At 50.4% G+C, this 25,811-nt stretch carries 26 protein-coding genes; 2 read left to right on the forward strand and 24 right to left on the reverse strand.

The window, feature by feature from the left end; genetic code table 11:
• Positions 1-7 precede the first annotated feature (7 nt).
• The 24 genes from ACEPST_RS00910 to ACEPST_RS01025 form a co-directional block, all read right to left on the reverse strand.
• Positions 8-979 (reverse strand): DUF2785 domain-containing protein, encoded by a 972-nt coding sequence (locus ACEPST_RS00910; RefSeq protein ID WP_203646128.1) that lies wholly within the window; start codon positions 977-979, stop codon positions 8-10.
• A gap of 89 nt (positions 980-1,068) precedes the next feature.
• Entirely contained in the window at positions 1,069-1,917 is an 849-nt protein-coding gene (locus ACEPST_RS00915) for an SPFH domain-containing protein (protein ID WP_204121419.1), read from the reverse strand.
• Between the two features lie 885 nt (positions 1,918-2,802).
• The gene (locus ACEPST_RS00920; protein ID WP_125766030.1) at positions 2,803-3,105 is read right to left on the reverse strand and encodes a glycine cleavage system protein H; all 303 of its coding nucleotides are present in this window, start codon (positions 3,103-3,105) and stop codon (positions 2,803-2,805) included.
• 15 nt (positions 3,106-3,120) lie between these two features.
• Positions 3,121-4,326, reverse strand: coding sequence for an FtsW/RodA/SpoVE family cell cycle protein (locus tag ACEPST_RS00925; protein ID WP_204121420.1), 1,206 nt, complete (start codon positions 4,324-4,326; stop codon positions 3,121-3,123).
• 95 nt (positions 4,327-4,421) lie between these two features.
• Positions 4,422-4,646 (reverse strand): DUF2969 domain-containing protein, encoded by a 225-nt coding sequence (locus ACEPST_RS00930; RefSeq protein ID WP_125766032.1) that lies wholly within the window; start codon positions 4,644-4,646, stop codon positions 4,422-4,424.
• 12 nt (positions 4,647-4,658) lie between these two features.
• Complete coding sequence (gene yidD, locus ACEPST_RS00935; protein WP_204121421.1) at positions 4,659-4,961, reverse strand: membrane protein insertion efficiency factor YidD; 303 nt, start codon at positions 4,959-4,961, stop codon at positions 4,659-4,661.
• Between the two features lie 28 nt (positions 4,962-4,989).
• Positions 4,990-5,994 (reverse strand): rod shape-determining protein, encoded by a 1,005-nt coding sequence (locus tag ACEPST_RS00940; RefSeq protein ID WP_203639854.1) that lies wholly within the window; start codon positions 5,992-5,994, stop codon positions 4,990-4,992.
• 181 nt (positions 5,995-6,175) lie between these two features.
• On the reverse strand, positions 6,176-7,483 hold the full coding sequence (gene murA / locus ACEPST_RS00945; RefSeq protein WP_203646132.1) for a UDP-N-acetylglucosamine 1-carboxyvinyltransferase: 1,308 nt from the start codon (positions 7,481-7,483) through the stop codon (positions 6,176-6,178).
• A 27-nt stretch (positions 7,484-7,510) separates the two neighbouring features.
• Positions 7,511-7,741: a DUF1146 family protein gene (locus ACEPST_RS00950; protein WP_125766036.1), complete on the reverse strand. Its 231-nt coding sequence runs from the start codon at positions 7,739-7,741 to the stop codon at positions 7,511-7,513.
• 90 nt (positions 7,742-7,831) lie between these two features.
• Positions 7,832-8,122, reverse strand: coding sequence for a hypothetical protein (locus ACEPST_RS00955; protein WP_395390459.1), 291 nt, complete (start codon positions 8,120-8,122; stop codon positions 7,832-7,834).
• A 727-nt stretch (positions 8,123-8,849) separates the two neighbouring features.
• Positions 8,850-9,269 (reverse strand): F0F1 ATP synthase subunit epsilon, encoded by a 420-nt coding sequence (locus ACEPST_RS00960; RefSeq protein WP_125766037.1) that lies wholly within the window; start codon positions 9,267-9,269, stop codon positions 8,850-8,852.
• A 13-nt stretch (positions 9,270-9,282) separates the two neighbouring features.
• Positions 9,283-10,698 carry a F0F1 ATP synthase subunit beta gene (gene atpD / locus ACEPST_RS00965; protein WP_125766038.1) on the reverse strand — a complete coding sequence of 472 codons (1,416 nt, stop codon included), beginning with the start codon at positions 10,696-10,698 and terminating at the stop codon, positions 9,283-9,285.
• Between the two features lie 22 nt (positions 10,699-10,720).
• On the reverse strand, positions 10,721-11,620 hold the full coding sequence (locus tag ACEPST_RS00970) for a F0F1 ATP synthase subunit gamma (protein WP_395425075.1): 900 nt from the start codon (positions 11,618-11,620) through the stop codon (positions 10,721-10,723).
• A gap of 29 nt (positions 11,621-11,649) precedes the next feature.
• A complete protein-coding gene (gene atpA, locus ACEPST_RS00975) occupies positions 11,650-13,179 on the reverse strand; it encodes a F0F1 ATP synthase subunit alpha (protein WP_203639852.1) in 1,530 nt (509 codons plus the stop codon).
• 30 nt (positions 13,180-13,209) lie between these two features.
• The gene (atpH, locus tag ACEPST_RS00980) at positions 13,210-13,752 is read right to left on the reverse strand and encodes an ATP synthase F1 subunit delta (RefSeq protein ID WP_125766041.1); all 543 of its coding nucleotides are present in this window, start codon (positions 13,750-13,752) and stop codon (positions 13,210-13,212) included.
• Complete coding sequence (gene atpF, locus ACEPST_RS00985; RefSeq protein WP_125766042.1) at positions 13,742-14,257, reverse strand: F0F1 ATP synthase subunit B; 516 nt, start codon at positions 14,255-14,257, stop codon at positions 13,742-13,744. The genes atpH and atpF overlap by 11 nt, the downstream gene beginning before the upstream one ends.
• A 65-nt stretch (positions 14,258-14,322) precedes the next feature.
• The gene (atpE, locus tag ACEPST_RS00990) at positions 14,323-14,535 is read right to left on the reverse strand and encodes a F0F1 ATP synthase subunit C (RefSeq protein WP_125575374.1); all 213 of its coding nucleotides are present in this window, start codon (positions 14,533-14,535) and stop codon (positions 14,323-14,325) included.
• 32 nt (positions 14,536-14,567) lie between these two features.
• Positions 14,568-15,287, reverse strand: a complete 720-nt coding sequence (atpB, locus tag ACEPST_RS00995) for a F0F1 ATP synthase subunit A (RefSeq protein WP_125766043.1) — start codon at positions 15,285-15,287, stop codon at positions 14,568-14,570.
• 980 nt (positions 15,288-16,267) lie between these two features.
• Positions 16,268-16,903: a uracil phosphoribosyltransferase gene (upp, locus tag ACEPST_RS01000; RefSeq protein ID WP_203646134.1), complete on the reverse strand. Its 636-nt coding sequence runs from the start codon at positions 16,901-16,903 to the stop codon at positions 16,268-16,270.
• Between the two features lie 97 nt (positions 16,904-17,000).
• A complete protein-coding gene (glyA, locus tag ACEPST_RS01005) occupies positions 17,001-18,242 on the reverse strand; it encodes a serine hydroxymethyltransferase (protein WP_204121422.1) in 1,242 nt (413 codons plus the stop codon).
• 290 nt (positions 18,243-18,532) lie between these two features.
• Positions 18,533-19,549, reverse strand: a complete 1,017-nt coding sequence (locus ACEPST_RS01010) for an L-threonylcarbamoyladenylate synthase (RefSeq protein ID WP_204121423.1) — start codon at positions 19,547-19,549, stop codon at positions 18,533-18,535.
• A 27-nt stretch (positions 19,550-19,576) separates the two neighbouring features.
• On the reverse strand, positions 19,577-20,416 hold the full coding sequence (gene prmC, locus ACEPST_RS01015; protein ID WP_204121424.1) for a peptide chain release factor N(5)-glutamine methyltransferase: 840 nt from the start codon (positions 20,414-20,416) through the stop codon (positions 19,577-19,579).
• Complete coding sequence (prfA, locus tag ACEPST_RS01020) at positions 20,409-21,494, reverse strand: peptide chain release factor 1 (protein ID WP_203639846.1); 1,086 nt, start codon at positions 21,492-21,494, stop codon at positions 20,409-20,411. Before prfA ends, prmC begins: the two co-directional genes overlap by 8 nt.
• A 215-nt stretch (positions 21,495-21,709) precedes the next feature.
• The gene (locus ACEPST_RS01025; protein ID WP_203646138.1) at positions 21,710-22,306 is read right to left on the reverse strand and encodes a thymidine kinase; all 597 of its coding nucleotides are present in this window, start codon (positions 22,304-22,306) and stop codon (positions 21,710-21,712) included.
• A gap of 1,155 nt (positions 22,307-23,461) precedes the next feature.
• Here ACEPST_RS01025 and ACEPST_RS01030 point away from each other — a divergent pair.
• Both ACEPST_RS01030 and ACEPST_RS01035 read left to right on the forward strand, forming a co-directional pair.
• Positions 23,462-24,811 (forward strand): Mur ligase family protein, encoded by a 1,350-nt coding sequence (locus tag ACEPST_RS01030; protein ID WP_204121425.1) that lies wholly within the window; start codon positions 23,462-23,464, stop codon positions 24,809-24,811.
• On the forward strand, positions 24,808-25,512 hold the full coding sequence (locus tag ACEPST_RS01035; RefSeq protein ID WP_204121426.1) for a type 1 glutamine amidotransferase: 705 nt from the start codon (positions 24,808-24,810) through the stop codon (positions 25,510-25,512). The genes ACEPST_RS01030 and ACEPST_RS01035 overlap by 4 nt, the downstream gene beginning before the upstream one ends.
• Positions 25,513-25,811: the final 299 nt, after the last annotated feature.

Consider the following 25,811-nt stretch of genomic DNA (forward strand, 5'->3'; position numbering starts at 1 on the left):
AATCGATTCAGCCTAAAAAATCGATGGTCGAGTTTAAATATTTTTTAAGCGACTGGGGGAGACTCTCTTGCAGGCGCAAGGAATCCAATAAACGCTTGCGGTTAAAGAACCGATTCCAGCCCGCAATCGTATCCGGCCGGCGATGCAAGGCGACCTGTTGCCGCCAACTCTTGAGTGCCAGCAACAGTGTTTCCTCGTATAAGTCGTGACGGTTCGCCAGTTCTGTTAAGAACGTGGCGATGCGGTCGTTTTCCCCGTAAATCAGCGGCGTGTTCAGGCGCTTGATTCGTTCGATCAGGGTCATCATCAAAAATAATTTGTCGGCCCGCGTCAGATTCTGATTACCGGCCAGCACGCTCAAGAGATCCGTGGCGGCGGTAAAGGCGTGCGCCCACCCGTAGTGGTTCACGAAGCCCCGTGTGTCCGTTTCCAAGCAAAGGTAAGCGGCCGCCAAGACCACGGTCGGTTGAAGGTCCGGGTCGACCGGCACCTTGTCTGGCGAGATGAAATGCAACAGCACCGCTAACATCGCCACGCGCCCGGCCCGACCAAACACGGCGGCGTTGGCCGGCTCCAGAATGTGGTCAAACAAGGCTTCCGGGTCCCGCAGCTGTTGGAACAGGTAGGTCAACTGACCGCTGTCCAAGGCATTTTGTTGCAAGGCATCATACAGCGAGAAATTGATGCCCTGATAACGAAGACCGGGGTCGAGGGAGGACAGGTGGTCGATCAGGTTGGTCATTTGCGCGCGCGACAAGGTGACCGGCACATTGTCGTTGAGTTGCGACCGCAGCTCTTCTAAAATGTCCTGGATATCATCCCCATCGTCTGGCAACTGGACAGCCGTCCGCCGACGCCGGTGAATGTCGTCCATAATCTTACCCAACCGGGTACCCAATGACTGGTATACCTCGCCATTACGCACCTGCGTATTCAAGTCGCTGAGCTCCTGCAACACCTGTGCTACCTGTTCATCCATCAAGAAACCTCCATCGTTCAATCTTTTTTCTGCCAGTTACGCTTGCGAGCACCCCCTGCTCAGCAAAATGCTAACTGGGTTAATGCCTGCTACTCGACCATTTTCCCAGTATTGATGACGGGCTGAGAGCCCCGTTCGTTAATGATTGTGACCATCATGTTGTTGATCAGTTGAATCTTTTGGCTATCGGTTAATTCCAAATTGGTTTCGGCCGCCAACCGTTCGATGGCGCCTTCCGTAATGGAGACCGCCCCTTCGACAATGATTTTCCGTGCCGATAAGATGGCCTGGGACTGTTGCCGTTGCAGCATCGCGGACGCAATTTCCGTGGCGTAAGCCAGATGTGTCAGCCGCGTCTCCATGATTTCAACCCCGGCCACGTTCAGCCGTGCCTGGAGTTCTTCGGTTAAATGGTTAGAAACCTCGGTCGGATTACTCCGCAGCGTCAGGGCCTTGCCATCGCCAAAATTATCATAGGCATATTCAGAGGCCACGTGCCGGATAGCCGATTCACTTTGAATTTCCACAAATTGTTCGTAGTCTTCCACCGCGAACAGCGCTTTGCTGGTATCGACCACCTTAAACACGATGACCGCCGCAATTTCCACGGGGTTCCCTTGTAAGTCGTTAACTTTCAAAATGGCACTGTTAAAGTTGCGGACCCGTAAGGACACCGTCGACTTGTTGGTCAGTGGCACGGTCAGGTACAACCCGGCCTCCCGAATCGTTCCGATGTAACGGCCAAAGAAGGTCAAAACTTTGGATTGGTTAGGACTGATGATCGTTAAACTGCTAGCCCCTAAAACGGCGATGATGACTAACAACCCACCTAAAACGGGCATCCCGGCAACACTGAGGTAAACCCCACCAGCCAAAACAATCAGGACTAAAATCAGACCCAAGTAACCGTTAATGTGAAAAACGTTCTTTTCTTCCATGAAACTCACTCCAATCCCCTTAATAGTTCTATTATACCCGACTAGCCCCTAAACCCCTAAGAAACCGCTAACTTTTAATGGCCGTTCCCGGCGGCGGGTTCAAGCAGCCCTGCTGTGGGGAGCGGTTCCAGCCTGAGAGACGGTCTTCCACCTCGCCTGGGAGCCTAGAAACCCACTAGTCTCCCAGGTCGTCCCGTGCTCTAAACTGAGAAATTCACTCAGTTAAGACCACCGACACAGCTGGTCAACTTGACCCGCCTCTGGTCACTCACACTAACTTAGCCTTTTCTGATGGGCTATCCACGTAATTGTCTCAAGCTAAGCCTAGTTACATACTTGCTGATATTACGCAATCTTGCCACATACAACTATTATCTATTCGCCGCAATCCAAATCAATTGTATCTCCCAAACATATGACACAGCTACATCTAAAACCAATTACCGATAAGGCACAGCCCACCTCCACAACTGAGTGAGCCCGTTTTTTCGGACCAATTTCAACCACGGAATTGGTGAAAATTAGACCACTGATTCAGTGTTAGTGACCACAACTAACCTCCTGCCTACCAGCCCAACACTCCCACCGAGTGAACCCGCTTTTTTACGGGCCAAACCAGTCTCAGCCGCAGGGATGGTGAAAATGGGCTCAGCCGTGGGAGTTGCCTTAGCGGGTTCTCCGCTTAGGCAACTCCTATCTTTGAGACGTGAACTTCGGCTCAAAGTAAGTCTGGAGACCGCCCTTCGGCTCCAGACGTGCGCCCACAGCGCCACGGCCCATTTTCACCCTCCCGGAGGCGATGACAACGACCTAACGCCAGCCAGCCCATAAAAAAAGCCGGTTCAACTCCGTGGGGAGTTGAACCGGCTGGTATTTCAGCGAGGATTAGTCTTCTTGAACGTCGACAAACCAAGCTGCATCAGTATCGCTACCGTTTAAAGCATCGAAATCGTTGGCCAAAGCATCGTTAACGGCCGTTACCTTACCGGAAACGGGACTAGGAATGTCAGAAACCGCCTTGTCAGCTTCGACGCTCAACAGGTTTTCACCCTTCTTAACGTCATCGCCAACGGCTGGTAACTTGGCAAACTTGATGGTGCCTAATTCGTCTTGACCCTCGGTGGTTAAACCGATCCGAGTGCCGTCGTTAACTGCTTTCGTCCAGAAGTACTTTACCATTTCACTCATGAAAATAATCTCCTTCTACTTAAACGATTCGTTACGACTAAACATGTAACTCTTATAATGATAACGCATTGACATGATTAAGCCAATACCTATGAGGTTCCCAATCAACGCGGACCCCCCTTGGCTAACGAATGGCAACGGAATACCGGTCAGTGGTAACAGCCCGATACTCATCCCAATGTTTTCAAACACGTGGAACAGAATCATCATGATGACCCCGGTTGAGATGTAGGCGTAGAACACGTTCTTGGTATCAAACGTGACCCGAATCATTTGGTAGATCAACAGGAAGTAGAGGAAAATTAAGATACAGCCGCCGATGAACCCAAAGTTTTCCCCAATCACTGAGAAAATCATATCGGATTCACGCACGGGCACATACACGTGTGAGACGTTGAAGCCTGTCCCAGTAAGACCCCCGGAACCGATGGCCTTCATACTTTGCCACAATTGATACCCGTTGTTTGAGGTATCTTGTGCGGGATGCAGCCAGGTGTCGACCCGGGAGAATTGGTAGGCCTGGAAGCCGACCTTTTCCAAAATCTTCCGCCCGCCATCGGTCGTGACCAGCGCTAACGCGGTCCCCCCGACAACGGCAATCGCGCCAAAGGCTGGGGCAATGATTTTCCAAGTGATTCCGGAAACCAGGATGACCCCACCCACGATGGCGAAGAACACCAGCATGGTCCCAAAGTCATTTTGCAATTTCAGCAGGACTGCCACTGGCAAGGTCCAGAGAATCAGCTTGCCAATCAAAATCCAGTCGGTGTGCACCGTGTGAATCGGATTGGCATTGTTGTGCTCCGTCACGACCCGCGCCAGCATCAAGATGAACGCTGGCTTCATCACTTCGGATGGCTGGAAGGTCAGCGACCCAATCGCAAACCAACTCCGGGCACCCGTGTTGATATAGTAAGCCCGACTGTAGAAGACCAGCACCGCCAGCAGTAGGAAAATTCCCAAGCCGTATAAGAGGGGCGCTACTTTCCACAGTTGCTCCGAATCAAATTGCATGATGATAATGATGGCGACCGACCCAATCACGTACCAAGCCAATTGGGACACCACCGCTGAGGTAATGCTGGTGGCGCTACTATCGTGGGTCGCCGCTACGTAGATCGAAGCGACACCAATCAGCGCCAACATGAGGACACAGAAGATAATGCCCCAGTCGATGCGTGATTCCGTCTCGCCCCGTTTTTCTGTCGCATTCTTTGCCACAATGATTGCTCCTTAATTCAAACTAGGTTTTGATTTAATTATAAAGGCCGAAGTGAAATTCGACGTTTCACTCCGACCAACTTTACCAAAATTTATTAACCGCGGTGCAGGTGGTAGTCCTTTAATAGCAACTCGACACCCTCATCGACGGATTTAACGCGGTAAACGTCCCCGTCGTTCAGTTGGGCTTCTAGCCGGTCTTCAACTGGGGTTACCGTGCCGATGGTCTCGTCGCCAATCTTTAGCACGGACATGGTGCCACCGTCTGGGAGCTTTTGCTCATCAATGGTTACCTGTACAGATTTTTCTCGTTTGCTCATGCCAACTCTCCTTTATTTGCTGAGGAATTCTGGGTGTTCCTCGTCTAACTTCATGGCCTGGCGGTAGGCTTGTTCAGCCGCCACGTTGCGTTTCAGCGTGAAATGGTCCGGCACCGGATCGACGCCCCCCCGTACGAACGGATGACAGCGTAAAATCCGGGCAATGCCCATTAGACCGCCCTTAAGCGCCCCGTGTTTTGCCAAGGCCTGCAACATATAATTCGAGCACGTCGGGTAATACCGACAGCTCGGCGGAAACAGCGGTGAAATCCATCGTTGATAGCCGCGAACGAGCCAAGTTAGAATGTGGCGCAACGCCAGGCCCCCTTTGCTTTAAGCGTAATTAGTTATTTTCTTTAGCCGTCTTGGTGTCCATGTGTTCCAGGAGCACACCAGCACCCTTGGCCACGTTATCCAATGGGTCTTCTGAAATGATGACGGGAACCGTCAATCGTTCGGAGAAGAGCTTGTCGATGCCGTCTAACAGGGCACCCCCACCGGTCAACATGATGCCGCGGTCGATAATGTCAGCAGCCAATTCTGGGGGTGTCGTTTCCAACACGGCCATGGCAGCGGACACGATTTGTTCGATTGAATCATGAATGGCAATTTCCACTTCGGCGGCGTTGATGGTCGTCGTGGTTGGCATCCCGCTCACGGAGTCCCGGCCACGAACTTCCATGGTCTTTTCTTCGTTGCCTGGTTCTGGATAAGCTGTCCCAATCTTGATCTTAATGGTTTCAGCGGTCCGTTCCCCAATGATCAGGTTGTGGTTATGCTTCAGGTAGTTCACGATTTCCGTGTTCATGCGGTCACCAGCGACACGAATGGAGCGGCTAGCGACGATGTCACCCAAGGAAAGGATGGCAATATCACTAGTCCCACCACCCATGTCGATCACCATGTTACCACTAGGCTTGAAGATATCCATGCCGGCACCCAAGGCCGCCACTTTAGGTTCTTCTTCCAAGTAAACCTTGGCACCACCGGATTTTTCGGCAGCCTGAATGATGGCCTTTCGTTCAATCTCGGTAATGTTGGTTGGGGCACAGATCATGATGTTTGGCTTGGATAAGAAGCCCTTAACACTTAATTTATTGATGAAATAGGAGAGCATGGCTTCGGTAATGTCGAAATCAGAAATGACCCCATCCTTCAACGGACGAATCGCCCGGATATTACCAGGTGTCCGACCCACCATCCGGTAGGCTTCGGAGCCCACTGCTAATACCTTGTCAGTCTTCGTGTCAATTGCTACGACTGATGGTTCATTTAATACGATTCCTTTGCCGACCACGTAGATTAAAACGTTCGCCGTACCTAGGTCAATGCCAATGTCTTTCGCCATACTTATGCGTCCTCCTGAATTTTAATGCCAATTTTCAACATTTCATTATACCATAAACCGCGTGAACTCTAAACGGTTTCTCAAAATATCACGGGTGTTCCCCCGTCCCCTGGCCACCAAAACTGACAACCTAGCTTCAAGGATAACAAAAGGGTGGCATCACTGCCACCCCCGATAATTGCTAGTTATTCACGTGCGAGTTCTTTAAGACCACCGCGTCAGTGTCATCGACAGTGACCCGCTTGACCTCAGCACCCAGCGCCGTCAACTTCTTGTGGAAGTCGTAGTAACCCCGGTCCAGGTACTTCAGGTTCGTGACCTGCGTGTATCCGTCGGCAACTAAGCCGGCCAGAACTAAGGCTGCGGCCGCCCGTAAATCAGTGGCAGCCACTTCGGCGCCGTTGAAATCGGTTGGTCCATGCATCACGACGGTCCGCCCATTCACTTGGTAATTGGCGTTCATCCGGCGTAATTCTTCCAGGTGCATGAAACGGTTTTCAAAGACCGTTTCAGTCATCGTACTCGTGCCTTCAGCGGCCAGCTGCAAAATGGTCATTTGCGGTTGCATGTCCGTTGGGAAGCCCGGGTAAGGCAAGGTCTTAACGTCCGTTGGTTGGAGCTTATCTGGGCCGATGACCCGAATACCAGCGGGTTCTTCAGTCACTTGCACACCCATTTCTTGTAATTTAGAAATCAAAGGCTTGTTATGTTCCACGATGCCGTCTTGAATCAAGACGTTCCCGTGTGTTAACGCAGCACCCACCATGAACGTGCCGGCTTCGATACGGTCCTGAACCACACTGTGTTCGGTCCCATGCATCTTCTTAACGCCGTCGATTCGTAACGTTTCGGTCCCGGCACCACGGACGTGCGCACCCATCTTGTTCAGGATGTTAGCAAGGTCCACGATTTCCGGTTCACGGGCAACGTTATCGATCACAGTCGTGCCTTCAGCCAAGCAGGCCGCCATCAGAATGTTCTGCGTGGCCCCCACACTTGGGAAATCTAAGTAGATATGTGTTCCCTTGAGGTGATCGGCAAAGGCTTCAACGTACCCATCGTGTTGTTCGATGCGGGCACCCAGGGCCTCCATACCTTTCAAATGCAGATCGATTGGTCGGGTCCCAATGGCACAGCCACCAGGCAGCGCCACTTTAGCATGACCCAAGCGGGCCAACAGTGGCCCCATCACAACAATTGATGCCCGCATCTTGGAGACGTATTCAAACGGCGCCTCGCTAGAAACTTGCTTGGTTGCATCAATCGTGACTTCTCGTTTGGCTTCATCAAAATCGACGCCTAAATTCAAGAAGCGTAAGACTTTATTCATCGTATAAACATCAGACAAAACCGGAACATTTGCTAAATGAGTGAGTCCATCTTCGGCCAGAATAGATGCTGCCAGGATTGGCAATACAGCATTCTTGGCCCCTTCAATGTGGACCACACCAGTTAAGCGGTTCCCACCATGAACGATAATTTTTTCCATGGGATACCTCCAGAGATTTTTATGGGTCTACCGTAACAGATAGCCCAGGTTACGAACGTTATCGATGAAGTCCAAAAAGAATGAGCTACACCCGAAGCCAATGGCAACGGACAGCATCACGATCAAGACCCGTGACTGCCGGGGATAGAACGTCATTAATCGTTCAATGTGTAACGCAGAGATTGCCCAAAATGCAATCCCAATAAAAAACAAATGACTAATGATCGTTAAGATTCCCTGTAACCCAATGAGTGACATTCCCTCAATCCCTTCTAAACATTCTCACTAACTATAGCATAAATTTTCGGACTTGTCCCCGAGATTCCTATAAAATCGGCGTTTGTAATATTACAATTTTTTTATTTGACCAATTAAACTGAACAAACTATTGGTTAAATCACCGGATAAACCGTTAAACCGCCAATTTGCTTCACTAGCTGAAAGCGCCGCTAGCCACGCCGTACATACTTTAAACCATCTGTGATTTGCATAACCTTTCACAACAAAATCAATCCCGAAATAACTTGGTGAAGGCCCACAGCTAAAACTGAAAAAGCGTCGGCTAAAAAGATGTCTGCAATTTTCATTGGCTAGTCGTTGAAAATTGACACTCATGCCCAAACTACGACCAATCAGCACATGCCTCAATCACTTTTTTCTAGTGCTACCAATTTTACGCTGCAACTGAAAATAAATTTCCAGGTAAACGCAGAATTCTGCCAGAAAGTCCCCGCCTTTCTCGGCTATGGCACCTCCCCCCTGCTAATTATCAGTCAATTGAAGATTAATTATTCTCTTTATTTTTCCACACAGACAAAATATAAAATCATCGTAAGAGGAAAATCAACAACCGTCCAACACAACTAAAACTAAAATCACCCACTCATTGTTAGTAAACCCAGCACACAAAAGACAAATTCAACGGCCATTTTCTTTGACGTACTATGCACAATCAAAACAGCCTTAAGAACACTAAACAACAGTCGTAACCATCTCCCACAACAATCGCTAAAACCTAGGATGCCCCCCTCCCACGTGACCATTTTTTTACGCCATGTGAGTGACCAGAGGCGGCTCAAGGTTCTCAGCTGTGTCGATGGCATTAGCTGAGGTCCCTCACTCAGCTTAGGGCATGGGACGACCTGGGAGACTCGCGCCCTTCGCGAGGTTTCCAGGCGAGGTGGAAGACCGCCCCTCAGGCTGGAACCGTGCCCCACAGCAGAGTACCTTGAAGCTGCCGCCGGGAGTGCAGTTGTTCCCCACAGCAGCGGGAGCAAAGATTGCCGCCGGGAGCGTAAACCAAAGCAAAAAAAAACGGCCATCGCCGAGGGCGATGGACCGTTCAAACAAGAATTTGTTTAAGAGTTTAGTGCTTAGCGACGTTGATCCGGTTAACAGCTCGACGCAATGCTACTTCAGCCCGTGCAAGGGAGTCAGCATCATGCGCGGCGTGGGCCTTTTCAATCGTTGCTTGAGCACGTTTACGAGCACTTTCAGCCCGATTGACGTCAATATCGTCTTGACGTTCCGCACTGTCTGCAACAATGGTCGCCACGTTGTCAGAGAATTCCAAGAAACCACCGTTAACGGCAATTTTATCTTCGTTTTCACCTAACTTGATCCGCGTCTCATCAACTTCCAAGGAAGCGATGAGCGGCACGTGGTTATACATAATCCCAAGTTCACCAATCGTGGTCTTCACAACTAATAAGTCGCTCTTACCTTCGTAAACTTGGCCATCAGGGGTAACGATACTAACAGATAACACTGATTGATTATCAGCCAATTAGAATCCCTCCCTAATTGTTGGCAACGGCGTCATTCATTTGCTTAGCCTTGGCCACAGCATCTTCGATAGGACCACAGTTCCGGAAAGCATCTTCTGGAAGGTCATCGTACTTACCATCGAGGATATCCTTGAAACTCCGGATCGTGTCGTCGAGCTTGACGTACTTCCCTTCCATACCCGTAAACTGTGAAGCCACGGAGAATGGTTGTGACAGGAAGAATTGAATCCGCCGAGCACGGTTAACAATCGTTTGTTCTTCATCGGATAATTCATCCATCCCTAAGATAGAGATGATATCTTGCAATTCATGGTACCGTTGCAAGACGTGTTGAACTTCCGTCGCCACGTCGTAGTGCGCTTGGCCGATGATTTCAGGAGCCAAAGCGGTTGACGTTGAAGCCAATGGGTCCACGGCTGGGTAGATCCCTTGTTGGGTCAAAGACCGTTCCAAGTTGGTCGTAGCATCCAAATGGGCGAAAGTCGTGGCAGGAGCAGGGTCGGTATAGTCATCGGCAGGCACGTAAACGGCTTGGATAGAGGTGATAGACCCCTTCTTCGTCGACGTGATCCGTTCCTGTAACTGACCCATTTCAGTAGCCAACGTTGGTTGGTAACCAACGGCTGAAGGAATCCGACCCAAGAGGGCAGAAACTTCAGAACCGGCTTGCGTGAACCGGAAGATGTTATCGATGAACAACAGAACGTCTTGGCCTTTAACATCACGGAAGTATTCCGCAATTGTTAAACCAGTCAAGGCAACCCGCATCCGGGCACCAGGAGGTTCGTTCATTTGACCATAGACCATGGCCGTTTGCTTCAGAACCCCGGAGCCTTTCATTTCCCAGTACATATCGTTACCTTCACGAGTCCGTTCACCAACACCGGTGAAGACGGAAATCCCGTTATGGCCTTGGGCAATGTTATGAATCAATTCTTGAATTAAAACGGTCTTACCAACACCGGCACCACCGAACAACCCAATCTTCCCACCACGAACGTAAGGTTCGAGCAAGTCGATAACTTTGATACCCGTTTCCAGGATTTCAGTTGAAGGGTTTAATTCGTCATACTTAGGTGCATCACGGTGAATTGGCATCCGTTCTGCGTCTGGTCCAAATTCGGCACCGCCGTCAATTGGATTTCCGAGAACGTTGAACACCCGACCCAGTGTGTCGTCACCGACAGGAACAGAAATAGAAGCACCAGTGTTTTCTACTTCCAGTCCCCGACGAAGACCATCGGTACCGTCCATGGCAATGGTCCGCATAACCCCGTCACCTAATTCCAAGGCAACTTCGGTTACAAGGACACTACCATCATCTTTTTTGATGTTTAGGGCAGTGTTGATGTCAGGTAATTCATCATTCAACGGGAATTCAACGTCGACAACAGGTCCGATAACTTGAACAATTTTACCAGCACTCATTATTCGTTAATTCCTCCCGTCATTAATTATTTAAGGCTTCCTGACCACCGGTAATTTCGGTGATTTCAGTCGTGATCTGCGCTTGACGTGCACGGTTGTAGTGCAGTTGCAGCGTCGCGATTAAATCATCGGCATTATCAGTAGCAGACTGCATCGCATTGGTACTTGATGCATGTTCGGCCGTCTTTGCGTCCAAGATCGCACCATAAACCAAGCTTTCCGCGTATTGCGGTAACACAACTTGGAGCACAGCTTCATCAGAAGGCTCCGTATCGTATTCAGCCGTTAAGGGCGATGCTTGCGTATCGTTTGCCGCATCAGTCGTCATTGTTTCCTTGTCGACTGGCAACATCTTCTCAGCCCGGAAACGAGATGAGATTCGGTTAACAAAATGGTTGTAGCACACGAAGAGTTCATCGAACACTTCGTTGTTAAACATCGTGGTTACGGTCTTCACGATTTCCCGAACTTCATTGAATTCAGGCACATCGCTGACCCCACGATATTCATAGGCCACGTTAACGCCCCGGTGCCGATAGAAATCAGCACCCGTACCGCCGACGGCTAAAATCATGTAGTCGTCTTGGTTAGGCGTCCGTTCTTTAATGAACGCATTGGCATCCCGTAAGACGCTGCTATTATAGCTTCCCGCCATACCACGATCGGAGGTGATCACCAAATATGCGGTTTTCTTTACTGGACGGTTCGACTGTAGGCTACTTGAGGAATTATCCAACAGATGAGACTGCGAAAGATGCATGACGACAGCCTTAACCTTAGAAACATAGTCTTGGTAGCCGACTGCTTGTTTCTGAATCTTATTTAACTTCGCCGTCGAAACCATGTGCATCGCCGCCGTAATTTGACGGGTTGCTTTCGTGGAATTAATTCGACGTTGAACGTCATGAATTGATTCAGCCATTATTTCTCACCATCCTTCCTTCAAGTATCTTAATTAGCCGAGTCGTCGGCCTTGGCAGTTGGTTGGAAAGTCGTATCGAATTCAGCAATGGCCTTTTCCAGGGAGTCGCCTTCTGGCAAGTTCCCAGTCGTGGTAATTGTGTCTTCGAGATCTTGATGGCTGGCGTCCATGTAATCAAACAACTCGTTTTGGTAACGTAAAACGTCCTCAACTTCGAGCTTGTCCAAATGACCATGTGTCAAAGCAAACAAGATAATAACTTCCTTAGCAACAGGAACGGATTCGTGTAAGCCTTGCTTTAAGACTTCCACGGTCCGGGCCCCACGTGCTAACCGCGCTTGGGTAGCGGCATCCAAATCAGAACCGAATTGGGCGAAGGATTCCAGTTCACGGTAGGCAGATAAGTCCAACCGTAAAGTCCCAGCAACCTTCTTCATGGCTTTGATTTGAGCGTCCCCACCAACCCGGGAAACAGAAGTCCCGGCATCCATGGCTGGCCGAACACCTGAATAGAAGGAATCACTGTTCAGGAAGATTTGACCATCGGTGATGGAAATAACGTTGGTTGGAATGTAGGCAGAAACGTCACCGGCCTTGGTTTCAATGACAGGTAAGGCCGTCATTGAACCGCCACCAAGTTTATCGTTTAACTTAGCTGCCCGTTCCAATAAACGAGAGTGGGTGTAGAAAATGTCACCAGGGTAAGCTTCACGACCTGGCGCACGCCGCAGAATCAGAGAAAGTTCACGGTAAGCATCGGCTTGCTTAGTTAAATCATCATAGACGATCAACACATGCTTGCCGTTGTTCATGAACTCTTCACCCATGGCTGCACCGGCATATGGTGCCACGTACAGCATTGGGGCTGGTTCAGATGGTGCAGCGGTTACGACGATGGTGTAGTCCATGGCGCCAAATTTCTCCAGCGTAGCCACTTGTGCACGAACCGTAGAAGCCTTCTGACCAATAGCGACGTAGATACAAATCATATCTTGGCCCTTTTGGTTAATGATCGTATCGATGGCGATGGAGGACTTCCCAGTCTTCCGGTCACCAATGATCAATTCCCGTTGGCCACGTCCAATTGGAACTAAGGCATCAATGGCCTTGATCCCGGTTTGCAGAGGTTCACTAACCCCTTGCCGGTCCATAACCCCTGGTGCTTTATGTTCAATTGGTCGGGTCTTATCCGTGGAAATGTCCCCTTTACCGTCAATTGGTTGACCTAATGGGTTAACAACCCGGCCAATCAATTGATCGCCAACGGGAACTTCCATGATTCGGCCAGTCCGCTTAACCGTATCGCCTTCAGTGATTCCAGTGAAATCACCCAAGATAACAATACCAACGTCACTGGCTTCGAGGTTTTGGACCATTCCATAAACCCCGTTGTCAAACAACAGTAACTCACCTTGCAAAGCGTTGTTCAGACCGTGGGCCCGAGCGACACCATCACCAACGTAAGTAACCGTACCAGTTTCTTCAACTGAGATTTCATCCTTATAGCTTTCTAATTGTTGTTTAATTAGAGCACTGATTTCCTCAGCTTTAATGCTCATGAAAGTTTCACCTCTTTATCACCGAATTCGTTATGCTAGCAGTTGCTGCCGTAAACGATTAATTTTAGTTCGTAAGCTACCGTCAAGAACCGTATCAGCAGATTTAATCACGACGCCACCAATAACGGCGGGGTCGATCTTACTGCTCAAGATCACCTTGTCAGCCCCTACGCGCTTGGCGTAGACGGATTGGATCTGTGACTTCTGATCAGCCGTTAATTCGACTGCCGTCGTCACTTCAGCATAGACCGTGTTGTGGGCCTCATCATACAGCTTTTGGAAAGCGTCGATGATATCGACTAAGTTTTCCATCCGACCGTAGTCGTAAGCCATCTGAATCAGGTTCTTGATGTACGGTGAAGCCTGGTCCAACAATGGTTGGATCAAGGCTTGACGTTCAGCAACCTGCAGGCTAGCGTCTGAGAGCATCGTGCTCAACTGTGGGTTGTCCTGGAAGATACGCCGAAGTTCTTCGAGCTCTGTGTAGCCTGACTCCAGTTGGTCTTTTTCGGACAACAATTCAAATAATGCTTTGGAGTAGCGCTTTGCTACCGTTGCCCTATTAAGACTCATGTTGCTTCCCCAACCCTTCGATATAAGAATCAATTAATGCCTTTTGGTCGTCACCTTTTAATTCTCGTTGAATGATCTTGGAAGCAATCTCAATAGATAAATCCGCCACATCGTTCCGGGCATTGGACAAAGCGTCTTGACGCTCTTGTTCGATATCCTTTTGGGCATTTTGCTTCATTGTTTGAACATCCGCTTGCGCAGCCGTGACAATTTGTTCACGTTGTTGTTGACCATTGGTCTTCGCATCGTTCACAATCGTTTGCGCCTCTGAACGAGAATTTGCTAAGGCTGCTTGGCGTTGTTGCACCAAGTCAGCGGCATCGTTACGGGATTGTTCAGCTGAGTCAATATCATTACTGATCTTGTCAGCCCGATCCTGCATCATCTTCGTCACTGGACCCCAAGCAAAAATCTTAATGATCCACATCAAAAGTAAGAACGTAACAATGTAGAAAAGTGAATCTCCAAAATAAAGCGCCTGACCAATCACTAAATGTGAGAGCATCTATTGACACCTCCTTTTGCTATCAGATAATTACAATTTTTACCGGTTGTTCGTTGTGATTGTGACTACTTGTTCATAACCATCAAAGCAACAACGAAGGAAATGATAGGCATGGCTTCAACCAGCCCAACACCAATAAACATGTTCGTCCGTAATTGACCTGATAATTCTGGTTGACGAACCATACCTTCAAGCATCTTTGAAATAACGATACCGTCACCGATACCACCACCAACGGCGGCACCAAACATAGCAATACCAGCTGCAATAGCTCCCATAATCTGTGTTTCCTCCTTAAATTAGATAAAACTTATTCCTCGACTTCAAGCTTTTGAGAAATATAAACTGATGACAACGTAACGAAAACGAACGCTTGGATAGCCCCTAAGAAAGCAGAGAACCCTTGCCAAGCCATTTCAATTGGTACCGCAACCACCATCGTTGCAATACCGTGTGAAGCTGCCAGATCCCAGATTACCCCTAATAGCATTTCACCAGAGAAGATAACCCCGAAAATACGGAGACCCAACGTCAGGAAGTTCGTGAATTCCTCAAAAATACTGATAGGAAGCCAGAACACGAAAGGTTTCAGGTAGTTTGTGAAGTGTCGCTTGTATCCTAATTTCCAAACACCTGCGAATTGCGCAACCATCATGGTCATCAACGAGAACGTCAATGTCGCAATTGGGTCAGACGTTGGACTACGAACGATTGTCGCACCCCCACGCGTTGCCACTTGGATGAATAATCCCAATTCGTTAGACAGGAAGAGGAAGAAGAATAACGTGAATCCCCACAAGCCAAACTTACCGACATCGTCGGCTGGAATGGACCCCTTCAAAATTCCATTGGTAAAATCAATCAGCCATTCCAAGAAGTTTTGCCCTTTGGATGGCTTCATGGCCAATTTTCTGGAACAGAAAAAAACAACTGCAACGATCAGCGCAAAAACAATAAGGCCGGATACAACGTTGGCAGTGCTAAATGTCAGCCCCAAAAATTGGAAGGTCGAAACTGGATCACCATTCACCGAATATCACCTCTTTTCCACACTATATGAACGCATTTCCTCAGCTAAATCCCTCGACAAAGCCAGGTATCTCGCAAGAAACGCGGAATAGTGAACGAAGCGAGCGCTCCATTCAAATACACTGGAAATGATACCACCAATTCAGATAAAAGACAAAACAATTTTTCATAGTCTGAACATTCATGTGAAATGAGCTGTGAGTCAGACTATAAAAGGATTGATATCGGTTTCACCGTGTAGTTGCGTGCGCACTCGCCAGGATAAAAAAATTTCTGGTTAGACCATTTTTCTCCCAAAACTATTTGCCAATCAGTCGCTTCAGCGGACCGACTGGATCTAGTCGTTAAATGACTCGCCAAACAAACAATTTTACCACCGTTCTACCATATAAGAAGGCGCAGCTTGTCACTGCGCCTCCTTAAACTGATGGACATCGTGTCCAGAGCAGTTGTGGGGCTTAACTGACGCTTTTAACCAGTTTCTTCCATAATGATAGGTGTTACGGGTAAAGTCGCTTAGTGACGACTTTAGGGCTGTTTTGCTGTGGGCCGTTTTGACTCGTTTAAGGGTGGCAGGCGCCCGCGCTTAACCCAGCTAAAAACAGTTCAAGATGCTTCACTTACGACTGTTTTAGAGCGTTGGACTAGTTCCCCGCGTCTACTATCCTCGGCCCTGGCGGCCTCTGAAACGCGCGCCACAGGGCAACTGGTTCCGCTTAACACCGTAACAACAACGACCCAAGCCTTTAATTTCTTGGTTTCTTGGCGCTCTTACTTAGTCTCTCGAATCAACTTTTTCGGCCCTGGCGACCTCTGAAACGTGCTCCACGAGCCAGATGCCTGCGCTTAACCCAGCTAAAAAATAACCCAAGCCCGGGGTTATTCCTTTAGCTACGTTAATGCTCAGCATCTAAGCGGCTCGTTCCGCACTCTTCCAAACAAATAAGAGACTCAGCCCAAAAGGCCGAATCTCTTTGACGTTTACTTCGTTCCAAACAGGCGGTCACCGGCATCGCCGAGACCTGGGACAATATAGCCATCTTCGTTCAGGTGATCATCCAACGCTGCAGCATAGATATCAACGTCTGGGTGAGCTTCACGTAAGGCTTTGACCCCTTCTGGTGCGGAAACTAAGCACACGAACTTCATGTTCTTAGGATCGGCACCACGCTTTTCCAAAGCTTCAATTGCCATCATGGCTGAGCCACCGGTTGCTAACATCGGATCAACGATAAAGATTTGCCGTTGATTGATGTCAGAAGGCATCTTGAAGAAGTATTCATGAGGCTGCAGGGTCTCTTCGTCACGGTACATCCCGATGTGACCAACCTTAGCAGCTGGAATCAATTCCAAAATTCCATCAACCATACCGATACCGGCACGTAAGATTGGAACAATGGCAACTTTCTTTCCTGAAAGTTCCTTGGCAGTCATCTTGCCCATTGGTGTCTCGATTTCTTTATCCTTCAATGGCATGTCGCGTGACACTTCGTACGCCATTAAGGTCGAGATTTCGTTGACAACCTCCCGAAAGCTGCGGGTACCGCAGTCCTTGTTCCGGATAATTGTCAGTTTGTGTTGAATCAACGGGTGGTCAAGTACTTGAAACTTTCCCATGAATGAGCGCTCCTTTATGATTTCTTACAATTGTACCATGGATTTCCGCTACCAAAACGCCTAATTTGAAATGAAAACGTTTTTATTGCAATTTTTTTTAGTCTAACACTGATAACGGGTGGGCACTGGTCAATGCGTGAACTTTTTCGCGCACATCCTGCAGGCTGGCTTCATCGTCTGGATGTAAGACCGTCTGGACAATCAAACGGGCTACCTCGCGGCATTCGTCGGCGTTAAACCCACGGGTCGTCACGGCTGGCGTCCCTAACCGAATCCCAGAAGTCTTGAATGGACTGAGTTTTTCGTTCGGAATGGCTTCCTTGTTGGTTGTGATCATGACGCTATCCAACAATTCTTGTGCCTGCTTCCCGTTCAGCGTGGTTGCTGAGAGGTCCAGGGTCATCAAATGATTGTCCGTGCCCCCAGAAACGACGCGCACCGTTGGGGCCTTGCTGAATTCATCGGCCATGGCATGGGCATTTTCGATGATTTGCTTGCCATAATCGGTAAAGTCCGGTTGGAGGTCTTCAAAGAATGCGGCGGCTTTCCCAGCAATCACGTGTTCCAGCGGCCCACCCTGAGTCCCAGGGAAGACGGCAGAATTGATGCGTTTAGCATTTTCAGCTTGGGACAAAATCAGTCCCCCACGAGGGCCCCGCAAGGTCTTGTGCGTCGTGGTCGTGACCACATCCGCAATGCCCACGGGACTTGGGTGCAGGCCAGCAGCGACTAGCCCGGCAATGTGGGCCATGTCGACCATCAGGTAGGCACCAACTTCGTCCGCAATTTCACGGAAGGCGTTCCAGTCAATGATACGCGAGTAGGCTGAAGCACCGGCCACAATCATCTGGGGCTTCACCTCTTTGGCCAGGTCGCGAATCATATCATAGTCCAGGAGTTCGGTCTCTGGATTGAGGGCATAACTATAGGCGTTGTAAATTTTCCCAGAGAAGTTGACCTTGGCGCCGTGCGTCAAGTGGCCCCCGGCATCCAGGCCCATCCCCAGAATGGTGTCGCCAGGCTTTAAGAAGGCCGCATAGACGGCTTGGTTGGCCTGGGAACCAGAATGAGGCTGCACGTTAGCGTATTCGGCATTAAACAACTTCTTCGCACGGTCAATGGCTAATTGTTCGACAACATCGATGTACTGCGTGCCACCGTAGTAGCGCTTGCCCGGATAACCTTCGGCGTACTTGTTGGTCAACACGGAACCTTGCGCCGTCCGGACGGCCTCACTCACGATGTTTTCGGAAGCAATCAATTCAATGGTATCTTCTTGACGTTCTTCTTCCTTCGCAATGGCGCCCCATAATTCTGGATCTTTTTCTTTAAAATTCAATGGCGTTCCCTCCTGAACTGTGATTGTTTTTATTCTACCAAACTTTGACCGCCAACGGGACTACTTCGCACTATTTATTATTTTATAACGCGGCGTTCTGCCCACTGGCAAGTGTGACCTGACTAACGACTTCATTCACCCGCAACGCCCCAATCATCAGCGTAAGCTCTCCCCGCTCAGGAAACAACTGCTCACTCCTGGTTTTGATAGCCGCCCAACTAACTTAGAAGATTGTACAAAAAAAGGCTCGAAACGTTTATCGCGTCTCGAGCCCAGCTATTAATCAAAATTTATTTTTCAAAGTGTTGTTGCCCAGCCGACTTGTTCAACCGGTTCATGTAGGCCGCACCCAATCCTTCGGCCGCGAAGCCTTGGGCTAAGATGCCGGTCACGGGTGATTCCAAATCGTAGTGCCGCAGTCCCGCAAACAAGCGGTGGCTGGCACTGGCCATGTCGGCGCCCAACGAGAAGGCTTCGGTGTTGGCTGGTAATGTTTCGTTGGCTAACGTGTGGTCAAGGGCCATAACCCCAATCGTGCCTGCCTGTTGTGCGGCCCAGGCTAAAGCAGCTGGCCAATCGGCTTCGTCATCCACGATGGTGACCTGCGCGTTTGGCGCGTAGTGCTTGTACTTCATCCCCGGTGCCTTGGGAATCTCACCCTTGCCGACCTTGTGATGGTTGGATTGCACCGTCCCGATGACGGCTTCCAGCTGTTCCTCGGTCACGCCACCCGGCCGTAAAATGGTGGGAATATCCGTGGACATATCCAGCACGGTCGACTCGACGCCGACTTTGGTTGGGCCATCGTCGAGGATGCCAGCGATTTTGCCATTCAAGTCATGGTAGACGTGCTTAGCTAAGGTTGGACTGGGCTTGCCTGACGTGTTAGCGGATGGTCCCACCAACGGCACACCAGCGGACTTGATCAGATCTAACGTGACCTGGTTCGCGGGGTTCCGAAAGGCGGCCGTATTCAAGCCACCCGTGACGGCCTTGGACAAGGCGCCCGGTTGGAGCTTAAAGATCAGCGTCAATGGGCCGGGCCAAAAGGCCTTGATCAGCGCCTCAGCCTTATCTGACAGGGGTTCGGCATACTTTTTGACCGTATCTTCACCGGTCACGTGCACAATCAAGGGATTGTCACTTGGACGTCCCTTGGCGATGTAAACCTGCTTAACGGCGGCCTCATTGGTCGCATCGGCCCCTAAGCCGTAGACGGTTTCCGTGGGAAAGGCCACTAACTGCCCCGCCCGAATCGCGGCCGCGGCCTCATCAATTTCGTTTGGTTGAAAAATCTTTGTTTCCATACTGATTTCTACGCTCCCATCCTAAATTCACAATTGCACGCGCACCATCCGGTCGTGACCGTTGATGTCCGCCTTAATGGTTACCGTGGCTTGCGGGTAGGCCGCCGCGAAGATTGCCTTAACAGCTGGCCCCTGCTGGTACCCGATTTCGGCAAAGAACTGGCCGTGGGGCACCAGGAAGTCCCCGATGCTGGCCGCAAATCGCCGGTAAAAAGCCAGACCGTGGTCCGCCGCAAATAATGCCCCTTGGGGTTCAAAACGTTTCACGGATTCATCCATCTCCGGCAACTCCGAGTGGTCGATGTAGGGGGGATTTGACACAATCACGTCAAACCGATGCCCACTGACCGGCGCCAACAGGTCGCCCACCGCAAACGTTACGGGGGCCGCCAGCGTTTGTGCATTGGCCCGGGCGACATCGACCGCCGCGGCGGAAATATCCGTCGCCGTCACGGTCCAGTCGGGTTGTTCAGCCTTTAACGACACCGCAATGGCACCGCTCCCGGTTCCCACATCTAACAGACGAATGGGCGTCGTCACGGATGCCAAGATCCATTCGACCAGCTCCTCCGTTTCTTGGCGGGGAATCAGTGTGGCCGCAGTCACCTGAAACTCCCGGCCAAAGAACGGTGCGTGACCTAGCACGTACTGGGCCGGCTCGCCCGCACATACGCGGTCCACCTGCGCCTGATACATCGTTAGGAACGCTGGGGTGGCCGATTCACGGTAGTGTTGGACCAGTTCGGTAAAGGACCAGCCTCGCCCCTCTTGTAGTAAATACTGGGCAACGCTGGTCGCTTGGCCGGCCGCCGCTAATTGTTGCTCGGCAGCTCGTAACGCCATCAAAATGGTGGTCGTTTTAGCCATTATTCTTTAAATTTTCAAGCTTGGCGGCCTGATCGGACAGAATCAGGGCATCAATGATGTCATCCAATTCCCCGTTCATCACGCGGTCTAACTTGTTTAACGTCAAACCAATACGGTGATCAGTGACCCGGTTTTGGGGGTAGTTGTAGGTCCGGATTCGTTCGGAACGATCCCCGGTCCCCACGGCTGACTTCCGTTCGGCGTTGTAGGCGTCTTCTTCTTGGGTCTTGTAGTAATCGTAGACCCGGGCCCGTAAGATGGTCATGGCCTTGGCCCGGTTTTGCTGTTGTGACCGTTCATCTTGCATGGCAACCACGATACCGGTTGGCAAGTGGGTCATCCGCACGGCAGAAGAGGTCTTGTTAATGTGTTGCCCACCGGCACCAGATGACCGGTACACGTCGGTCCGAATATCCTTCGGGTCGATATCGATGTCCACGTCTTCTTCTTCAGGCATGACCCCGACCGTGGCGGTACTGGTGTGGACTCGACCGGCAGATTCCGTGGCGGGTACCCGTTGAACCCGGTGCGCACCGTTTTCATACTTCAGCTTGGAATAGACCTTGTCACCGGTGATCATCAGAACGATTTCCTTGAACCCACCAACTTCGGTGGCGTTCTCGTCAACGATTTCAATCTTCCAGCCCTGGCGTTCAGCGTACTTGGAGTACATGCTAAAGAGGTCCGCCGCAAATAAACTGGCTTCGTCCCCACCAGCGGCCCCATGGATTTCCATGATGATGTTCTTGTCATCGTTGGGGTCTTTGGGCAACAGTAAGACTTTGATGTCGTCTTCCAGTTGTTCCTTTTGGGTGGTTAGGTCCTTCAATTCTTCCTTGACCATGGCATCCATGTCGTCGTCGAGTTTTTCGCGTAACATTTCGTCGTCATCGGCGATTTGTTGGGTCACGTCTTGGTATTGGTGGTATTTGTCCACCGTTTCCCGCAGTTCCCCTTCTTCTTTGGAAAGCTTCATAAATTTTTGCGTATCGGCAATGACTTCAGGGTCACTGATCAATTCGTTCAGCTCGTCGTAACGGTCGGCCACGGCTTGGAGCTTGTCAAACATTTCATCCATTCGATATTAACCTCGTTTCAAATTAGCGTGCGCGTTTAATTGGTGCTGTTGACCGGTTGTTTTGAAAAACCATCGTTGCCTTACCGATATCGTGTGTAACACACATCGGCCAACACCATTTCAGTTTAAATTAAAGTTCCCAGTCATTTCTCGACCAGAACTTACAGTGTACCATAGCTAGCGGTCACTGTAACGGGTTAGTGCTGACCAGGTCGCTACTTTGGCCGGGACTTCCCAATCTGATCCAATGGTGGATTAAAGTAGTGGCGCCGACAAACGGGGTAATAGGCCTCGTTGCCACCGATCTGGACCTGTTCGCCCTCGTAGACCGGCTTGTTGTCGTGGAACCGCAAGTTCATGATGGCCTTCTTGGTACAGAACCAGCAGATGGTCTTCATTTCCTCAATCTTATCCGCATACAGCAAGAGGTACTTAGAACCCTCAAACAGTTCGTTACGGAAATCATTTTTCAGTCCAAACGTCATCACGGGAATGTGCAGCTCATCCACGACCTTGGCCAATTGGAACACGTGGTCCTTGGTCATGAACTGGGCCTCGTCAATCAGTACACAGTTTGCCTGGGCATCCAAGCGTTGGATCTCGTCGTACAGGTTCATGTCTTTATAAATTGGGTGCGCCGTGCGCTTGAGCCCAATGCGGCTAGCAACTTGGCCCACCCCGTCACGCGTGTCCAAACCACTGGTCATAATAATGACCCGCTTGCCTTGTTCCTCATAGTTATGGGCGACCTTTAAAATTTCAATGGTCTTCCCGCTATTCATTGCGCCGTACCGAAAAAATAGCTGCGCCACGTTACTCCCACCTTTTTGACAGTTTCTATCTATTATAGCCGATTCCTCTAGAAAATTAAACAGTCGTTGTCAGTGCCTCCGGGATGATGAAAATGGGACCGGAACGCGGTGGGCGGACACCCAGAGCCACAGGGCGGTCTCTGGGATGCTTTGAGCCGTAAGCCCACGTCTCAAAGACACCAATCCCCTAACCGGTAAAGCCCACCGCTAAGGGGATTCCCACGGCTGGGCCCATTTTCATCATCCCTCCGGCTAACGTCAGTTTATTTTCTAGGGGACGTCCCCCCTTTTGTCATTCACCGTTTTCGGCGGCGGATTCAAAGCGCCCTGCTGTGGGGAATACTTCCAACCTGAGAAGCGGTCTTCCAGCTCGACTTTGAGCCCCAAAACCGGTCTCAAAGGTCGTCCCGTGCTCTAGGTTGGGAAAGAACCCCAACCAAGACCACCGACACAGCTGTCCACTTTGATCCGCCTCTGGTCACTAACACTGACCCCGAATTAAACCATCCGCTCGGGCCGACACGCTGCCTTAATTTACGTAAGGTTTCTCCCTCGCATTCTAGTGTCACACGCAAGTAACAAGTCATACCAGAATATGACCAGCGCAATCAACACTGGGGTTGACTGCTCCCCCACTAACTTAGTGGTCGACCTGCAATCTAGAGCCCTGGAAGCCGCAGGCGGTAACTTATCCACAATCCAAATCACCAAGACAATGTGACCAGCGCACCCAACACTGGGGGTTGACTGCTCTCCCACTAACTTAGTGGTCAACCCGCAATTTAGAGCCGGAGGAAGCCAGGACGGAGACGGCTGTGTCGATTCTGTTAGTCGGCGTTTCTTGCCGGCTTACAGAATGGGACAACCTTTGAGACCTGCACGACCCTCGCAGGGCTTAAAGTTGAGGTGGGAGCCTGCCCTTCGGCGGAAACCGGCCCCACAGCAGGCGTAGCCCTGGAAGCCGCAGGCGGCAAATTCTCCACCCCCATCACTAAGACAGCATAAAGCCGAGCGGCCAAACCCCAGTGTTCCTTGCGTTTTGGGAAAGATGGGGCGTTGGACTCCCCTAAACGCGCAAAAAATGCTAAAATTAAGGCTTGAATATTCAGGAAACCGACATTAAAAAAATCTTGTCGCGATTAAGGAGCGAATTGCATGTCATTCAGAAGCGGCGTTGCCACCTTCGCGGGGAAATCCTCTTACTGGTTTCTCCACACGTTTCTACACGGGGGAAGTTCTCTCCCCGGAAAAATTACGTTAAAGCTCGACCCCAACATTTTACGCACGTTAGGCGCCAAGTATGACGTCATTGTCATCACGGGAACCAACGGGAAGACGTTGACGACGGCGTTGACCGTCTCCGTTTTGCACGAAAAGTATCCCACTATCCTGACGAACCCCACTGGGTCCAACATGGAACAAGGAATCGTCACGACCTTCTTAAACGCTAAGAACCCCAAGACCGGCCGCCCCTTAGCCGTGCTGGAAGTTGACGAGGCGAACGTTATCAAGGTCACGCAATATATTGAGCCCAAAGCCTTTGTCTTCACCAATATTTTCCGGGACCAAATGGACCGCTACGGTGAAATTTACACCACCTACCAAAAGATTTTGGATGGGGTGGCGCTGGCACCTAACGCAACCATTATCGCCAACGGGGATTCTCCCATTTTCCATTCCAAAGAGTTACCGAACCCAATTGAATATTATGGTTTCGATGACCAGCCCGACACGGACATGAAGGCCAAGCCCAACACTGATGGCGTGCTGTGCCCCAACTGTGAGCACATTTTGCATTACCATTCCCTGACCTACAGTAACCAAGGCAAGTATTTCTGCCCGAACTGTGGGTTCTCCCGGCCAGAGCTGACCTACCGCCTGACCAAATTGGGGGAACAAACGCCGACCTCGTCTAAATTTGAAATCGACGGTCACCCCTTCAAGATTCAAGTTGGCGGGACCTATAACATTTACAACGCGCTGGCTGCCTACGCTGTGGGTCGTTTCATGGGCGTCACCCCTACGCAAATCAGCAACGCGTTCAACGCCAACCAACAGGTCTTCGGTCGCCAAGAAGTCATCGACGTCGATGGCAAGCTGGTCACGATTATCCTGGTCAAGAACCCCGTGGGGCTGGACCAAGTGCTCCATATGATTGGCACCGACACGCATCCGTTCTCCCTGGTTGGGCTGTTAAATGCCAACTACGCCGACGGAATCGATACCAGTTGGATTTGGGACGGCGACTTTGAACAGCTGGCCGACCGTGACATCCCAACGGTGATTACCGGTGGTGAACGCTACAAGGACATCACGTTCCGCCTGAAGGTCGCAGGGATTCCTGACGACCGGCACATCGTGGAACCGAATTTGGAAAAAGTGGTCGATGAGATCAAGAAGGTCTCGACCGACCGCGTCTACGTGCTGGCGACCTACACCGCCATGCTCCAGATGCGTAAGATTTTAGCCGATAAAGGCTACGTCAAGGAGGGACTCGGACTATGAGCTACGAACTAAACGTCGCCCACCTGTACGGCGACCTGATGAACACGTACGGTGACGTCGGGAACATTCTGGCGTTGAACTACTATGCCAAACAAATGGACGTTAGCTTAAACGTTAAGGTCGTTAGTCTGGAAGAAGACTTCAAGTCAGATGACTACGACCTCGCCTTCTTCGGTGGTGGTCAGGACTTTGAACAGACCATCGTTTCCCAAGATATCCAAACGAAAAAGGCGGAACTGACGAAATTTATCGAATCCGACGGTCCCCTGCTGGCCATCTGTGGCGGTTTCCAACTGCTCGGCCACTACTACATCGGGGCTGACGGCGAAAAGCTGCCCGGCATCGGCGCACTGGACCACTACACGCTGGCCCAGGACCACAACCGGTTCATCGGCAACATCGTCATCAAAAACCAGGAAACTGGCGAGACCTACCACGGCTTTGAAAACCACCAAGGGTTAACCTATCTGGGGAAGGACGAACGCCCACTGGGCAACGTCGTCTCCGGTAAGGGAAATAACGGTGAAGACGGCACGGAAGGCGCGATTTACAAAAATGTTTATTGCTCCTACTTCCACGGCCCAATTCTGACCCGGAACGGCGACATCGCTAAGCACCTGCTGGTCGCAGCGTTGCAACGGAAATATCCGGACGCTGACTTCAGTCAACAGGCAGCCTTACCGATTCCCGCAACTTTCTAACTGACTAAATAAAGCGTCCCACTAACATCTATGTAATCTGGATGTTGGTGGGACGCTATTTTTGTGGTTTAGTTCATGACTCTATCTTGCAGAGTGGTCTCGGCTAACCCAGTTAAAAGCTGCCAATCACGATCAACGAATCAACGATACGACTAGCGTGAGTGACCAGAGGTGGATCAAGGTTTCCTGGTGTGTCGATGTTCTTGGCTGAATTGCCCTTCCTCAGCCTAGAACATGGGCCGACCTGGGAGACTTGCGTCCTTAAGCGAGGCTCCTAGGCGAGGTGGAAGACCGCCTCT

Source organism: Levilactobacillus sp. FUA 3915, assembly GCF_044053135.1.
In the GTDB taxonomy this organism is placed as follows: Bacteria; Bacillota; Bacilli; order Lactobacillales; family Lactobacillaceae; genus Levilactobacillus; species Levilactobacillus lanxiensis.

Coding starts and splice junctions, on each gene's coding strand:
- murA (WP_203646132.1), bottom strand. CDS start 7,483: ATGGAAAAAATTATCGTTCATGGTGGGAACCGCTTAACTGGTGTGGTC.
- atpF (WP_125766042.1), bottom strand. CDS start 14,257: ATGCTCTCACATTTAGTGATTGGTCAGGCGCTTTATTTTGGAGATTCA.
- ACEPST_RS01030 (WP_204121425.1), top strand. CDS start 23,462: ATGTCATTCAGAAGCGGCGTTGCCACCTTCGCGGGGAAATCCTCTTAC.
- ACEPST_RS00940 (WP_203639854.1), bottom strand. CDS start 5,994: ATGGCGAAAGACATTGGCATTGACCTAGGTACGGCGAACGTTTTAATC.
- ACEPST_RS00930 (WP_125766032.1), bottom strand. CDS start 4,646: ATGAGCAAACGAGAAAAATCTGTACAGGTAACCATTGATGAGCAAAAG.
- ACEPST_RS01035 (WP_204121426.1), top strand. CDS start 24,808: ATGAGCTACGAACTAAACGTCGCCCACCTGTACGGCGACCTGATGAAC.
- prmC (WP_204121424.1), bottom strand. CDS start 20,416: ATGGCTAAAACGACCACCATTTTGATGGCGTTACGAGCTGCCGAGCAA.
- ACEPST_RS00915 (WP_204121419.1), bottom strand. CDS start 1,917: ATGGAAGAAAAGAACGTTTTTCACATTAACGGTTACTTGGGTCTGATT.
- atpD (WP_125766038.1), bottom strand. CDS start 10,698: ATGAGTGCTGGTAAAATTGTTCAAGTTATCGGACCTGTTGTCGACGTT.
- ACEPST_RS00920 (WP_125766030.1), bottom strand. CDS start 3,105: ATGAGTGAAATGGTAAAGTACTTCTGGACGAAAGCAGTTAACGACGGC.
- prfA (WP_203639846.1), bottom strand. CDS start 21,494: ATGGATGAAATGTTTGACAAGCTCCAAGCCGTGGCCGACCGTTACGAC.
- ACEPST_RS01010 (WP_204121423.1), bottom strand. CDS start 19,549: ATGGAAACAAAGATTTTTCAACCAAACGAAATTGATGAGGCCGCGGCC.
- atpE (WP_125575374.1), bottom strand. CDS start 14,535: ATGGGAGCTATTGCAGCTGGTATTGCTATGTTTGGTGCCGCCGTTGGT.
- ACEPST_RS00950 (WP_125766036.1), bottom strand. CDS start 7,741: ATGTCACTCATTGGGTTACAGGGAATCTTAACGATCATTAGTCATTTG.
- atpA (WP_203639852.1), bottom strand. CDS start 13,179: ATGAGCATTAAAGCTGAGGAAATCAGTGCTCTAATTAAACAACAATTA.
- upp (WP_203646134.1), bottom strand. CDS start 16,903: ATGGGAAAGTTTCAAGTACTTGACCACCCGTTGATTCAACACAAACTG.
- atpH (WP_125766041.1), bottom strand. CDS start 13,752: ATGAGTCTTAATAGGGCAACGGTAGCAAAGCGCTACTCCAAAGCATTA.
- ACEPST_RS00970 (WP_395425075.1), bottom strand. CDS start 11,620: ATGGCTGAATCAATTCATGACGTTCAACGTCGAATTAATTCCACGAAA.
- ACEPST_RS00910 (WP_203646128.1), bottom strand. CDS start 979: ATGGATGAACAGGTAGCACAGGTGTTGCAGGAGCTCAGCGACTTGAAT.